At 64.5% G+C, this 12,840-nt stretch carries 13 protein-coding genes; 6 read left to right on the top strand and 7 right to left on the bottom strand.

Annotated elements, in window-relative coordinates; all coding sequences use genetic code 11:
• Positions 1-34: 34 nt before the first annotated feature.
• Positions 35-631, bottom strand: a complete 597-nt coding sequence (locus B6V73_RS16975; RefSeq protein WP_088725884.1) for a glutathione S-transferase family protein — start codon at positions 629-631, stop codon at positions 35-37.
• 172 nt (positions 632-803) lie between these two features.
• Here B6V73_RS16975 and B6V73_RS16970 point away from each other — a divergent pair, with 172 nt between their 5' ends.
• Entirely contained in the window at positions 804-2,039 is a 1,236-nt protein-coding gene (locus tag B6V73_RS16970; protein ID WP_088725883.1) for an MFS transporter, read from the top strand.
• On the opposite strand, the gene B6V73_RS16965 is transcribed toward B6V73_RS16970, so the two are convergent.
• Positions 2,027-2,878 (bottom strand): SDR family oxidoreductase, encoded by an 852-nt coding sequence (locus B6V73_RS16965; protein ID WP_088725882.1) that lies wholly within the window; start codon positions 2,876-2,878, stop codon positions 2,027-2,029. The two genes, B6V73_RS16970 and B6V73_RS16965, sit on opposite strands and share 13 nt — an antisense overlap.
• A gap of 101 nt (positions 2,879-2,979) precedes the next feature.
• Between B6V73_RS16965 and ade the strand changes: the two genes are divergently transcribed.
• The 4 genes from ade to B6V73_RS16945 all read left to right on the top strand — a co-directional run bounded on the left by ade (position 2,980) and on the right by B6V73_RS16945 (position 7,636).
• A complete protein-coding gene (gene ade / locus B6V73_RS16960; protein WP_088725881.1) occupies positions 2,980-4,782 on the top strand; it encodes an adenine deaminase in 1,803 nt (600 codons plus the stop codon).
• Positions 4,779-6,254, top strand: a complete 1,476-nt coding sequence (locus tag B6V73_RS16955) for an AMP nucleosidase (protein WP_088723411.1) — start codon at positions 4,779-4,781, stop codon at positions 6,252-6,254. The genes ade and B6V73_RS16955 overlap by 4 nt, the downstream gene beginning before the upstream one ends.
• Positions 6,255-6,385: 131 nt before the next feature.
• Entirely contained in the window at positions 6,386-6,673 is a 288-nt protein-coding gene (locus tag B6V73_RS16950) for an HU family DNA-binding protein (protein ID WP_075776797.1), read from the top strand.
• A gap of 87 nt (positions 6,674-6,760) precedes the next feature.
• Entirely contained in the window at positions 6,761-7,636 is an 876-nt protein-coding gene (locus B6V73_RS16945; RefSeq protein WP_075776796.1) for a DMT family transporter, read from the top strand.
• A 32-nt stretch (positions 7,637-7,668) separates the two neighbouring features.
• On the opposite strand, the gene B6V73_RS16940 is transcribed toward B6V73_RS16945, so the two are convergent.
• From B6V73_RS16940 to dapD, 3 genes are all read right to left on the bottom strand, one after another.
• Positions 7,669-8,943: a lytic murein transglycosylase gene (locus tag B6V73_RS16940; protein ID WP_088725880.1), complete on the bottom strand. Its 1,275-nt coding sequence runs from the start codon at positions 8,941-8,943 to the stop codon at positions 7,669-7,671.
• A gap of 84 nt (positions 8,944-9,027) precedes the next feature.
• Positions 9,028-9,393: a hypothetical protein gene (locus tag B6V73_RS16935; protein ID WP_075776794.1), complete on the bottom strand. Its 366-nt coding sequence runs from the start codon at positions 9,391-9,393 to the stop codon at positions 9,028-9,030.
• Positions 9,386-10,213 (bottom strand): 2,3,4,5-tetrahydropyridine-2,6-dicarboxylate N-succinyltransferase, encoded by an 828-nt coding sequence (gene dapD / locus B6V73_RS16930; protein WP_075776793.1) that lies wholly within the window; start codon positions 10,211-10,213, stop codon positions 9,386-9,388. The genes B6V73_RS16935 and dapD overlap by 8 nt, the downstream gene beginning before the upstream one ends.
• A gap of 82 nt (positions 10,214-10,295) precedes the next feature.
• Here dapD and B6V73_RS16925 point away from each other — a divergent pair, with 82 nt between their 5' ends.
• The gene (locus B6V73_RS16925) at positions 10,296-11,117 is read left to right on the top strand and encodes an LOG family protein (protein WP_075776792.1); all 822 of its coding nucleotides are present in this window, start codon (positions 10,296-10,298) and stop codon (positions 11,115-11,117) included.
• A 9-nt stretch (positions 11,118-11,126) separates the two neighbouring features.
• Here B6V73_RS16925 and B6V73_RS16920 read toward each other — a convergent pair whose 3' ends face one another.
• Positions 11,127-11,837 carry a gamma-glutamyl-gamma-aminobutyrate hydrolase family protein gene (locus B6V73_RS16920; protein ID WP_088725879.1) on the bottom strand — a complete coding sequence of 237 codons (711 nt, stop codon included), beginning with the start codon at positions 11,835-11,837 and terminating at the stop codon, positions 11,127-11,129.
• Positions 11,834-12,793 (bottom strand): amidoligase family protein, encoded by a 960-nt coding sequence (locus B6V73_RS16915; protein ID WP_088720547.1) that lies wholly within the window; start codon positions 12,791-12,793, stop codon positions 11,834-11,836. The genes B6V73_RS16920 and B6V73_RS16915 overlap by 4 nt, the downstream gene beginning before the upstream one ends.
• Positions 12,794-12,840: the final 47 nt, after the last annotated feature.

Raw genomic sequence — 12,840 nt, 5'->3', positions numbered from 1 at the left:
GGGGGAGGTCCGTAGCACCGGGGGCAGAGCCCCCTTACTCGTCCCGCTTCGCCACCGCGCGCTTATAGGCGGGGCGCGCCCGCATCCGGTCGTGATATTCGCTCAGCCGATGCTCGACGATCGGGAATTTCGCCATCAGCGCCCAGTCGAGGCAATGCGTCAGGATGATATCGGGCACGGTCATTTCCTCGCCCATCACGAACTCCCCATCCCCCATTCGGTGGATGAGCGTGCGCTGCGAGCGCTCGAACTCCCAGCGCAGGGAATTCTTGATGCCCGACAGCCGCAGCTCTTCGGGCAGGACGAAACTGTGGCGCGCGGCGGTCCAGAGATTCGCATCGAACTCGTCGAGCAGGAATTGAGTCAGACTGTCCTGCCGCGCACGCTCCAGCGTACCCGCCTCATGGGTGAACTTCCCATGCGCATCAGCAAGATAAGTGAGGATCGCGGTGGAATCGGTGATCGGCGTGCCGTCGACAACGAGCACCGGCACCTTGCCTGCCGGGTTGAAGGCCACGACATCCTCCGAGCGCGGCGCGGCCCGCACGTGCTGATACTCCACGCCCAGCTCCTCCAGCATCCACAACACGCGCAGCGTCCGCGAGCCGACCGTTCCGATAACCGTATACATCCTGCCTCCCCTCGAAAGTCACGCCATTGGGCCATGGCTGCGGGGGAGGTTCAAGAGCGGCTCTGGGGCATTCCCGCGCGATTGTGACCGAGACAAGCTCGCGATTGACGCGCTGCAGCATCCATGGCGATATGCCGCCCGCGCGGAAGGGAGATCCGCCGGGAGACGTAGAATGACACAAGGCAGACTGTTCACGCCGGTTCTGATCGGAGGGGCCGTGATCCTGATGCTGAGCTTCGCCATCCGGGCGAGCTTCGGCGTTTTCCAGATTCCGATCGCCAGCGAGTTCAACTGGCCACGCGCCGAATTCTCGCTCGCCATCGCGGTGCAGAACCTCGCCTGGGGCATTGGTCAGCCGATCTTCGGCGCGATTGCCGAGCGCTGGGGCGACCGGCTGGCGATCATCCTCGGTGCGCTGGTCTATGCGCTCGGCCTCGTGCTCTCGGCCTTCGCGGTGGAGCCTGGACAGCATCAGCTCCTGGAAATCCTCGTGGGTTTCGGCATCGCGGGTACCGGCTTCGGCGTGATCCTCGCCGTGGTAGGCCGAGCGACCTCGGACGAGAACCGCTCGCTCGCGCTTGGCATCGCGACGGCGGCAGGCTCGGCCGGTCAGGTCTTCGGCGCGCCGATGGCGGAGCTGCTGCTAGGCCATTTCCCGTGGCAGACCGTCTTCGTGATCTTCGCCGCCGTGATCCTCGCCTCGCTGACCTTCCTGCCGCTGATCCGCGCGCCTGAGCGCGCCAGCCGCGAAGAGATGGCCGAGAGCATGGGCACCGTTCTGATGCGCGCCTTCCGCGATCCGTCCTACACGCTGATCTTCCTCGGCTTCTTCTCCTGTGGTTATCAGCTGGGCTTCATCACGGCGCATTTCCCCGCGATGGTGACCGAGATGTGCGGCGCGGTGCCGCCCGGATCGCTGCTGGCCGGGATCGGGATCGAGACGACCTCGGCGCTCGGCGCCGCCGCGATCTCGGTGATCGGCCTCGCCAATATCGCTGGCACGATCTATGCGGGTTGGGCGGGCAAGCGCTGGTCGAAGAAATACCTGCTGGCGGGAGTTTACCTGCTGCGCACATTCGTCGCCGCCGCATTCATCCTGACGCCGATGACGCCCGCGACGGTGCTGATGTTCTCGCTCGCGATGGGGGCGCTGTGGCTCGCGACCGTGCCGCTGACCTCGGGGCTGGTCGCGCATATCTACGGGCTTCGTTACATGGGCACGCTCTACGGGATCGTCTTCTTCTCGCACCAGGTGGGCGCCTTCCTCGGCGTCTGGCTGGGCGGCAAGCTCTACGACATCTACGGCGATTACACGCTGGTCTGGTGGGTCGGCGTGGGCGTGGGTGCCTTCTCCGCCATCGTCCACCTGCCCGTGCGCGAGAAGCGGGTGGAGCTTCAGCCCGCCTGATCGAGAAGCGCGCGCAGCCCTGCGCGGTAATCCGGATAGCGCAGCGTGACTCCGAGGTCGTGTTTGATCTTGTCGTTTCGCACTCGCTTGCTCTCCGCATAGAAGCTGCGCGCCATCGGGCTAAGATCGGCCTCCTCAAACGGCACCTCGGGCGGTAGCGGCAGGTCGAGCAGTTCCGCAGCATAGGCGATCACGTCCTGCGGCGGCGCGGGATCGTCGTCGCAGACATTATAGACCGCGCCCGGATCGGGACGGTCGATCGAGGCGAGCAGCACCTGCGCGATGTCCTCGACATGAATGCGCGAGAAGACCTGCCCCTCCTTGATAATCCGCCGGGCCTTGCCCTGCCGCACCTTCTCGAAGGGCCCGCGCCCGGGGCCGTAGATGCCCGCGAGCCGGAAGATATGCAGCGGCAGGTCATGGGCTGCGGCCAGCGCACCCCAAGCCGCCTCGGCCTCCACCCGCGCCTGCCCGCGCTTGGTCGAGGGAGTCAGCGGCGTTGCCTCATCTACCCAGCCGCCCGCGTGATCGCCATAGACGCCGACGGTCGAAAGATAGCCGATCCACTCCAGATGCCGCGATGCAGCAATTTCGGAATGCTGCGCAGCGAGGACCGGATCACCCTCCTGTCCCGGGGCAACCGAAGACAGCAGATGCGTCGCTTGATCGAGCGGCAGAGGCCCACCTTCCCAGACCAGCGGCTCCACGCCTTCGCTGCGCAGCATTTCGGCCTTCTCGGCGCTGCGCGTGGTGCCGATCACGCGCCAGCCACGCGCCAGAAGAAGCGGTGCGAGTGCACGGGCGGAATAGCCGTGTCCGATGGAAAGAAGCGTCGGCATCACGGCCTCCTTTGCGTTTCTGTCATCCGTCATAGGTAGAGGCTGTGTGAAGGCATAACAACGTCTCTTGAACCTTCCCGCACGCAATGACAGGCTTGGACATGGAACAGAAGAACAAGATCAAATCCTGGCCCGAAGCCGCACCGCGATTGATTGCCGTGGCTGCCGGGCGCGAACCTGCCGACCTCGTGATCCGGGGTGGCAAATGGGTCAATGTCCACACACGAGAGGTTCTCGACGGCTACGATATTTCCGTGACCGAGGGGAGATTTGCTGCCGTGGCCCCCGATCTCTCGGACAGCATCGGACCCGATACCGAAGTGATCGAGGCCGGAGGGCGCTATATGGTGCCGGGCCTGTGCGACGCGCATATGCATATCGAGAGCGGTATGCTCACGCCCGCCGAATTCGCCGCCGCCGTGATCCCCCACGGCACGACGAGCATGTTCACCGATCCGCATGAGATCGCGAATGTGCTGGGGCTCGCCGGCGTGCGGATGATGCATGACGAGGCGCTGATGCAGCCGGTCAACATCTTCACCCAGATGCCTTCCTGCGCGCCCTCTGCGCCCGGGCTGGAAACGACGGGCTTCGAGATCACCCCCGAAGATGTGGCCGAGGCGATGACATGGCCCGGCATCATCGGTCTGGGCGAGATGATGAACTTCCCCGGCGTGATCAATGCCGACCCGAAGATGCTCGCCGAGATCGCAGCGACGCAGAACGCGCATAAGACCGTGGGCGGACATTACGCCTCCCCCGATCTGGGCGCGCCGTTCCGCGCCTATGTCGCGGGCGGGCCCGCCGACGATCACGAAGGCACCTGCGAGGCGGACGCGATCGCGCGGGTGCGCAACGGGATGCGCTCGATGATGCGGCTGGGCTCGGCTTGGTATGACGTGGAGACGCAGATCACCGCCGTCACCGAGAAGGGTCTCGACCCGCGCAATTTCATCCTGTGCACAGATGACTGCCATTCCGGCACGTTGGTGAATGACGGGCATATGAACCGCGTCTTCCGCCACGCCGTGGCGTGCGGGGCAGATCCTCTGGTCGCGCTGCAGATGTGCACGATCAATACCGCGACCCATTTCGGGCTGGAGCGCGAGCTGGGCTCGATCACGCCGGGCCGCCGGGCCGATGTGATCCTGACCTCGGATCTGGCGACCCTGCCGGTCGAGCAGGTCATCGCGCGTGGGCGCACGGTGGCGAAGGATGGAAAGCTGCTGGCGGACTGCCCGCATTACGACTGGCCTGAAAGCGCCCGCAACACGGTGCATCTGGGCAAGACCCTGACGGCTGCGGATTTCGAGCTTGCCGCGCCGGAGGGCGCTAACACAGTGACCGCCAAGGTGATCGGCGTGGTCGAGAACCAGGCCCCGACCAAGGCGCTGACCGCAGAGCTGGACGTGACCGACGGGCTCGCCCAGCCCGACACCTCCAAGGACATCGCCCAGATCGCGCTGGTGGAGCGCCATCAGGGCACGGGCGGCGTCACCAACGGCTTCGTCTCAGGCTTCGGCTACAAGGGCCGCATGGCGATGGGCTCGACTGTCGCTCATGACAGCCACCACATGATCGTGGTCGGCACTGATCGCGAGATGATGGCCGCCTGCGCCAATGCCCTCGGAAAAATGGGCGGCGGCGTCTCTGTCTGGAAGGACGGCGCAGAAATCGCCGCCGTCCCGCTGCCGATCGCAGGGCTGATGTCGGACGATCCGGCACAAACGGTCGCCGCGCGCGCCGCCAAGATGGTCGAGGCGATGGGCGCCTGCGGCTGCACCTTGAACAACGCTTACATGCAGCATTCGCTGCTCGCGCTCGTCGTCATTCCCGAGATCCGCATTTCGGATCTTGGCCTCGTCGACGTGACGCGTTTTGAACTGACGGACCTTTTTGAATGAACGAAACGCTAGACCTCATCACCCCTGACGCAGCCCCTGCGGAGAGCTTCACCGATGCCGCCGAGGCCGTCGCCCGGCTCGAGGCGCTCTATGACGAGGCGACCGCCTTCCTGCTCGAGAAATTCAACGAGACGTTGGAGAGCAAGACCGCGCGGAACCGCTTTCGCGCCTTCTACCCGGAAGTGCGCATCTCTGTGCCATCGCATATCAAGGCCGACAGCCGGCTGAGCTTCGGCCATGTGGCGCTGCCGGGTACCTACATGGCGACGATCACGCGGCCCGACCTGTTCCGCAACTACCTGACGCAGCAACTGGGCCTGCTGATCAAGAACCACAATATCCCGGTCACGGTCGGCCCGTCGGAAACCCCGATCCCGGTGCATTTCGCCGTGGCTGCGCATCCGGAAGTGACCGTTCCGCAGGAAGGCGTGCTCGATTTCAGCCTGCGCGACGTGTTCGACGTGCCGGACCTTGCGGGGATGAACGACGATATCGTCAACGGCATGGCGGGGCCGAACCCGGACGGCTCGGGCCATCTCGCCCCCTTCACCGCGCAGCGGGTGGATTACTCGCTGGCGCGCCTGTCGCATTACACCGCGACCAAGGCCGAGCATTTCCAGAACCACGTGCTGTTCACGAACTACCAGTTCTATGTCGACGAGTTCGAGGCCGTTGCGCGCCGCCTGCTGGGCGACAAGAACTCGGGCTATACGAGCTTCGTGGCTCCCGGCAATCAGGAGATCACCGACCCGCAGGACGAGATCCCGGGCCTTGCGAAACTGCCGCAGATGCCCGCCTATCACCTCAAGCGCGCCGATGGCGGCGGGATCACGCTGGTCAATATCGGCGTCGGCCCGTCCAACGCGAAGACCGCGACGGACCATATCGCCGTGCTGCGCCCGCATGCCTGGCTGATGGTCGGTCACTGCGCGGGTCTGCGCAATTCGCAGCAGCTGGGCGATTTCGTCCTCGCCCATGCCTATCTGCGCGAGGACCACGTGCTCGATGACGACCTTCCCGTCTGGGTGCCAATCCCGGCGCTGGCCGAGATCCAGATCGCGCTGCAGGAAGCGGTGGCAGAGGTGACGAAACTGGAAGGCTACGAGCTGAAGCGGATCATGCGCACCGGTACGGTAGCGACGATCGACAACCGCAACTGGGAGTTGAGAGACCAGTCAGGCCCGGTCCATCGGCTGAGCCAGTCGCGCGCGGTTGCGCTCGATATGGAAAGCGCGACGATCGCGGCGAACGGCTTCCGCTTCCGGGTGCCCTACGGCACGCTTCTCTGCGTCTCGGACAAACCGCTGCATGGCGAGCTGAAGCTGCCCGGCATGGCGACCGAATTCTACCGCACCCAAGTCGCGAGCCATTTGCTCATCGGCATCCTCGCAATGGAGAAACTTCGCGAGATGCCTCTGGATCGTATTCACAGCCGGAAATTGCGTAGCTTCGAGGAAACAGCTTTTCTGTGACGTGGGAAAAACCCGCGCATTCTGGGAAAAGGGCTTGCCATGCTCAATAAAAACGTGTGGAACATGGCCCACCAACCGTGCAACGCGGACGAAATTGACCCTGGATTACCGGGGCGGAGAGAGGAACGAACATGTCGAAACCGATGACCAAGACCCAGCTGGTGGCAGCCCTCGCCGAGGCGATGGACGCCGACAAGAAGACGGCTTCGGCCGCGCTCGACGCAATCACCGACGTCGTCACCAAAGAAGTGTCGAACGGCGGCGCCGTTACCCTGCCGGGCATTGGCAAAGTCTACTGCCGCGAGCGCCCCGAGCGCATGGTCCGCAACCCGGCCACCGGCGAGCAGATGCAAAAGCCGGCTGACAAGCAGGTCAAAGTGACCGTGGCGAAAGCGCTCAAGGACAGCGTGAACTCCTGATCGCAGGACTCTCTCTAGAGAGGGACAGCCAAGTTTTTAGGGCGCCCGCGAGCAATCGGGGCGCCCTTTTTCAGGCCCGGAGGAAAGATGGATCTGCGCGCGATCGGAATGGGGCTCGCCTTTGCCCTGATGTGGTCTTCGGCTTTCACGTCCACGCATATCATCGTGGCGGAGGCGCCGCCCCTTGCGGCGCTGGCGTTGCGGTTCGCCCTGTCCGGCGGGATCGGCATCGCGCTTGCGCTGGCCTTCGGGCAAAGCTGGCGGCTGAGCCGGGCCCAATGGCGCGCCACGATCATTTTCGGTATTTGTCAAAACGCGCTCTACCTGGGGTTTAACTGGGTCGCGATGACGACGGTCGAAGCCTCGGTCGCAGCGATCATCGCCTCGACCATGCCGCTGATCGTCGGCGCGCTCGGATGGATCGTCTTCCGAGACCGGATTCCGCTCCTCGGTATCGCCGGGCTGATCGCTGGTTTCGCGGGCGTCGGCATCATCATGGGGGCGCGGCTGCAAGGCGGGATCGATCCGTTCGGGCTGGGTCTTTGCGTCGCGGGCGCCTTGGCGCTGGCAGTGGCCACGCTGACCGTGCGCGGCGCGAGCGGCGGCGGCGGCGGCGTCTTGATGATCGTCGGGCTGCAGATGCTGGTGGGTTCCGTGAGCCTCGCCGTGGTCTCCGCCTTCACCGAGCATCTGGACGTGACCGTTACGCCGAAACTGGCGCTGGCCTTCACCTATACGGTAATCGTGCCAGGCCTGATGGCGACCTGGGTGTGGTTCCGCCTCGTGGGCCGCATCGGCGCGGTGCGCGCGGCGACGTTCCACTTCCTCACGCCGGTCTTCGGCGTCGCCATCGCCTGGGCTGTGCTGGGCGAGCATGTCGACTGGCACGACGCGCTTGGCGTGCTGGTGATCGCAGGCGGCATTCTCGCCGTGCAGATCTCAAAGCAAGAGGCGCGGAGGTAAGCCCCGCGCCCCTGCACTTCGCGTTCGCCAATTCACGAGCCGCGCAGCACCTGCAGCAACTCCAGCGTAGCGTAGCCATCGGGCGGAAGACCGCGCGACTTCTGGAAGGCCACGATCGCCTTCGAGGTATTCGCACCGATCTTGCCGTCGGTCCCGTCCGTATCGAAGCCCGCCGCGGTCAACCTCTCCTGCAGCTCGACCTTCTGCTTCGAATTGAGCGGCTTGCCCGTGCGGGGCCAATCCTGCACGAAGGGCCCCTTCCCTTTCAGACGATCGGACAGATGCCCGACGCCGATCACGTAGCTGTCGGCGGAGTTGTAGCGCGAGATGGCGCGGAAGTTGCCGAAGATCATGAAGGCCGGACCTTTCGCGCCTGCGGGCACGAGGATCGACGCTGCGCCATAATTCGGCACCGTGCCGCCCGTGGCCGAGCGCACGCCAAGCGCCGCCCAATCGGCAGGGCTCTTCTTCGTGCCCTTGCCAGTGAGGCCGTAGTCGAAGCCAGAGGGCAAGATGACCTCCACGCCCCACGGCTGCCCCTTCGACCAGCCCGAGCGCGCCAGATAGGCCGCCGTCGAGGCCAGGGCATCGGTTGGATCTTCCGACCAGATATCGCGCCGACCATCGCCGGTGAAATCAACCGCGTAGGACAGATAGGAGGTCGGGATGAACTGTGTATGGCCCATTGCCCCGGCCCAGGAGCCGGTCATGTGCCGCGCATCCACGTCGCCGGACTGGATGATCTTGAGCGCGGCGATCAGCTGCTTGGCGAAGAACTCGCCGCGTCGCCCGTCATAGGCCAGCGTCGCGAGCGCCGGGATTATCGCCGTCTTCCCACGATAGGCGCCGTAACGGCTCTCCATGCCCCAGATCGCGACGACGACTTCCTTGTCGACCCCGTATTTGCGTTCGATCGCATCCAGCTGCGGGCCATATTGGCGCAGCATCTGCTTGCCGGTGGCGACGCGCTCATCCGAGACCGCGCTGTCGAGGTAGTCCCAGATCGACTTGGTGAATTCCGATTGGTAGCGGTCGCGCTCGATCACCTTGGGATTGTAGCGCACGTCGGCCATCGCGCGGTTCCAGGTGTACTCGGTGATGCCGTTCGCCAGCGCGCGTGATTTGAAGCCCGCGAGCCAGGACTCGAAACGCGCTTCCGTTGCGGCGTCCGTCGGCGGGATCGGATCCGCCACGGGCGCGCTGCCCCGCGCCAGCGGCCGGGGCGAGGATTCGGGAGGCCCCGCACAGGCCGAGAGCGCGGAAAACGCCATGAATGTCAGTGGGATAATCTTGCCCGGAATTGCCATGTTGCCTGCTCGCTGTTTTGCCCTTTGAACCACTGTATCAACGGTTCGTGAGGTTTCAACGGGCGTCAAAAGACACTCTATGGCTTACTGCAGCGGCTTCTTGTCGTTGCCGAAAAACGGCTCCATCTGGGCGATTATCACGGAGTTCTCGTCGAGCGCCCGTTGCATCAATTCACGTTCAGCGTCGTCGATCTCGTGCCCCTGTTTCTCGCGTTCCGCGAGCGTGCCGTAACCCGTGACGTCAAGCGGCGCCATCTCGGCCTGCTTGAGGATCGCCACGGTCTCGCGCACGGCCTCTGCCTCGTCCACGCCCGATGCGTAGCAGAGCAGCCCCGCCCCGGACGCGCCTTTCGGCAGACCGTCATTGGGCGAGCGACCGACCTCGACCAGCAGGGTGAAGACCTGCTGGCGCGAGGGTTTCTTCTTCGGCTTTTCCGGCTTGTCAGTCACGCAGCAGCTCGTTGATGCCGGTCTTCGACCGGGTTTGTGCGTCGACGCGCTTCACGATCACCGCGCAGTAGAGGTTGATGCCGTTCTTGGACGGCATCGAGCCCGACACGACGACCGAATAGGGCGGCACTTCGCCATACATCACGTCGCCGGTCTCCCGATCAACGATCTTGGTCGACTTGCCGATATAGACGCCCATGCCCAGAACCGAGCCTTCGCGGACGATGCAGCCTTCGACGACTTCCGAGCGCGCGCCGATGAAGCAGTTGTCTTCGATGATGGTCGGGCCGGCCTGCATCGGCTCCAGCACCCCGCCGATGCCAACGCCGCCCGAGAGGTGAACGCCCTTGCCGATCTGCGCGCAGCTGCCGACGGTGGCCCAGGTGTCGACCATCGTGCCCTCGTCGACATAGGCGCCGAGGTTCACGAAAGAGGGCATCAGCACCACGCCCGGTGCGATGTAGGCCGATTTACGCACGATGCAGTTCGGCACGGCGCGGAAACCGCCGGCTTTCCACTCGTTGTCGCCCCAGCCCTTGAACTTGCTGTCGACCTTGTCCCACCAGTGACCGCCCTGCGGGCCGCCATCCTGCTGCTCCATGTCCTTCAGGCGGAAGCCCAACAGAACCGCCTTCTTGGCCCATTGGTTCACATGCCAATCGCCGTTCTCGCGCTTTTCGGCCACACGCAGTTCGCCGCGATCCAGCGCGTTGAGCGTGTCCTCGATCGCCTCGCGGGTCTCACCGCCGGTTGACGGGGTGATCGTGTCGCGGGCTTCCCAAGCGGCTTCGATTGCAGTTTCGAGCGCGGCGTTCGACATGGGCAAATCCTCTTTCAGGTGGCCTTTACAGCGTTCAGCCTATAGTTGGTCAGAGCCAATCGCGCAATGAGCAGGTGCCCCTATGAAGGACGACACGACGCATTCGTTCCGCCACTCGCGGGAAGACGCGCAGACCGCAAAGAACATTCCCGACACGCCACAGACCCGCGCGCCCGCCTATCGGCTGGCCTATACGGACGTGGACTTCATGCTGCGCGACGAGCTGCGCCCGGTTCGGCTGCAGCTCGAATTGCTCAAGCCGCAACTGATCATGGACGAGCGCGGCATCGAGTCGACCATCGTCATGTTCGGCGGCGCACGCATCCCTGCCCCCGAAAACAAGGCGAGCGCCAAGACCGAATATCTCGCGGAACTGTCGGGTTACTACGAGGAGGCCCGCAGCTTCGCCCGCGCGATGACGGAGCGTTCGATGCAGGAATATGGCCGGGAGAACGTGATCTGCACCGGCGGTGGCCCCGGCGTGATGGAGGCAGGCAACCGCGGCGCGCATGAAGCGGGCGGACAGTCCATCGGCCTCAATATCGTGCTGCCGCACGAGCAGGCGCCCAACGAATTCGTGACGCCCGATCTGACGTTCAACTTCCACTATTTCGCGATCCGGAAGATGCATTTCCTGATGCGCGCCCGCGCCGTCTGCGTTTTCCCCGGCGGCTTCGGCACGCTCGACGAGATGTTCGAGGCGCTGACGCTGATCCAGACGGGGCGGATGTCGAAGATCCCCTTCATCCTGTTCGGGCGAAAATTCTGGGAAGAGATCATCAACTGGGATCGGCTGGCCGAGGCCGGGACGATCTCGCCCGAAGATCTCGAGCTCGTCAGCTTCGTAGAGACCGCAAAAGACGCAGTCGCGATCATCGACGGCTGGGATTACGACAACTGCTGAGGCGTGGGCTCAGGCCTTCGCCTCGGCGCTGACCTCGGGAAGCTGCGCGCGATGTTCGACACCGGCGCGCGCGGCCGCCACCAGCGCCCGAAACAGCGCCCGTTGCCGGTGTGCATAGGTGAGGTATTCCGGGTGCCACTGAACGCCGAGGGCGAAAGGTTCCTCGATCCGCTCCACCGCCTGCACCATGCCCGAGCCGTCGCGCGCCGCGACCCGTAGGCCGTCGCCCAACCGATCCACCGCCTGACTGTGGAGCGCGTTGACCCGCATCAGCTCCAGGCCGGCCAGCGCACCGAGGCGGGTGCCGGGTTCGATCCGCACATCCTTTTTCGGCAAGAGCGTCGTGTGTTTGCGCGCGTTGTAATGGTCGTAGGCGTCCTGATGCAGATCACCGCCGAGCGCCACGTTGATCATCTGTGCGCCGCGGCAGATCCCCAGCACCGGCTTTCCCTGTGCCATCGCCTCCTCGACCAGACATTTCTCCAACTCGTCGCGCGCCGGATCGAGGACCGCGCTCGCGATCAGATCGCCGCCATACAGCTCTGGAGAGATGTCGTCGCCCCCGCCCACGATGACGCCATCGACATGGCGCACCTCGGCGCGTTTGCCTGCTACCCAGCGCACCGAACGCCCGCCCGCAAGCCAGACACCGAAGGCGATGAAAGGATAGACCCGCCACCCGGTGCGACGCGAGGTCGATATGCCGATCAGAGGCTTCATTTATGCCCGGCAAGCCTCAGAATTTTCTCGCAGGTTTCGAGCCATTTCCCACCCAGCAGATGAAATTCGGTTTTCGCCGTCAACCATTCGCGACACATCAGACCCAGCAGTTCAGGGTCTGCCGCGAGCGTCTCCACGAACCACCAACGCTTCCATTCGTTATCGAGCGACCATGTCTCATCGTCGATGCGGCAATCGGGCAGCCGGAAATGGAAGGCGGGACGCGGCGAAACGGTGCCACCCTTCCCTTCTTCCGGCGCGATCAGGTCGGGTCGCAGTTCGCAGAAGATCGGAAGCATGTCGAGCCCGTGGTTCCGCGACAGCGTGTGCTTGCGATAAGCCAGGATCACCGCGTCGAGCGCGGCATCCGGGCCGAGCCGCGCCAAATCTTCGATCAGCTTCTTGGGGTAAGGGGCGGTGAAGGGCAGCACTTCGCGGGTCGCCTCGATCGGCCATGTCTCCCGCATCCACTCCTCGATCAGCGCGAAGGCCAGTAGAGGGCGGACGATGTCCTCTGCGTTGCTGGACGCGATCTCCGGGTTTAGGTGAAGCCCGAAACCATAGAGCAGCGACCGACCGGTTCCTTGCGCGCCCTCGCTGCGCAGCAAGTCAAGGAAATCAGATAGCTGCAGGAGCCCTTCGCGGTCCAGCGGATCGGTCACGATCTCGACCGGAATGACCTCGCGCCCGATGCGTAGACCAAGCTCTTTGAGCGTCCCACCGGCTTGTTTGCGCAGCGAGATATCGAGATAGACCTGCAGATCGCCGAGCTTCGTACCGGTGACTTCCCAGTCCTGACCGTCGCTGCGCCGCGCCTCGCCCCCCAAGGCCCGCGCAGCGATCTGCGCGATGCGCGCCTCGGTCAGCCCCGCGAACTCGATCTCCACGCCGGTGCGGCGCGGTTTTCCCTCGGCATTGCAGGGCTTTGGCAGCGGGGCGATGGCCTCTCGCGTCATGACGTCTCCGGAAACTAGCCACACCCAGCGTCAATGCGGACCCGGCG

It is taken from the genome of Thioclava sp. JM3 (genome assembly GCF_002213185.1).
Taxonomy (GTDB): Bacteria; Pseudomonadota; Alphaproteobacteria; order Rhodobacterales; family Rhodobacteraceae; genus Thioclava; species Thioclava nitratireducens.
This window is presented reverse-complemented; position numbering and strand designations above follow the sequence as displayed.

Coding starts and splice junctions, on each gene's coding strand:
- B6V73_RS16975 (WP_088725884.1), bottom strand. CDS start 631: ATGTATACGGTTATCGGAACGGTCGGCTCGCGGACGCTGCGCGTGTTG.
- B6V73_RS16970 (WP_088725883.1), top strand. CDS start 804: ATGACACAAGGCAGACTGTTCACGCCGGTTCTGATCGGAGGGGCCGTG.
- B6V73_RS16965 (WP_088725882.1), bottom strand. CDS start 2,878: ATGCCGACGCTTCTTTCCATCGGACACGGCTATTCCGCCCGTGCACTC.
- ade (WP_088725881.1), top strand. CDS start 2,980: ATGGAACAGAAGAACAAGATCAAATCCTGGCCCGAAGCCGCACCGCGA.
- B6V73_RS16955 (WP_088723411.1), top strand. CDS start 4,779: ATGAACGAAACGCTAGACCTCATCACCCCTGACGCAGCCCCTGCGGAG.
- B6V73_RS16950 (WP_075776797.1), top strand. CDS start 6,386: ATGTCGAAACCGATGACCAAGACCCAGCTGGTGGCAGCCCTCGCCGAG.
- B6V73_RS16945 (WP_075776796.1), top strand. CDS start 6,761: ATGGATCTGCGCGCGATCGGAATGGGGCTCGCCTTTGCCCTGATGTGG.
- B6V73_RS16940 (WP_088725880.1), bottom strand. CDS start 8,943: ATGGCAATTCCGGGCAAGATTATCCCACTGACATTCATGGCGTTTTCC.
- dapD (WP_075776793.1), bottom strand. CDS start 10,213: ATGTCGAACGCCGCGCTCGAAACTGCAATCGAAGCCGCTTGGGAAGCC.
- B6V73_RS16925 (WP_075776792.1), top strand. CDS start 10,296: ATGAAGGACGACACGACGCATTCGTTCCGCCACTCGCGGGAAGACGCG.
- B6V73_RS16920 (WP_088725879.1), bottom strand. CDS start 11,837: ATGAAGCCTCTGATCGGCATATCGACCTCGCGTCGCACCGGGTGGCGG.
- B6V73_RS16915 (WP_088720547.1), bottom strand. CDS start 12,793: ATGACGCGAGAGGCCATCGCCCCGCTGCCAAAGCCCTGCAATGCCGAG.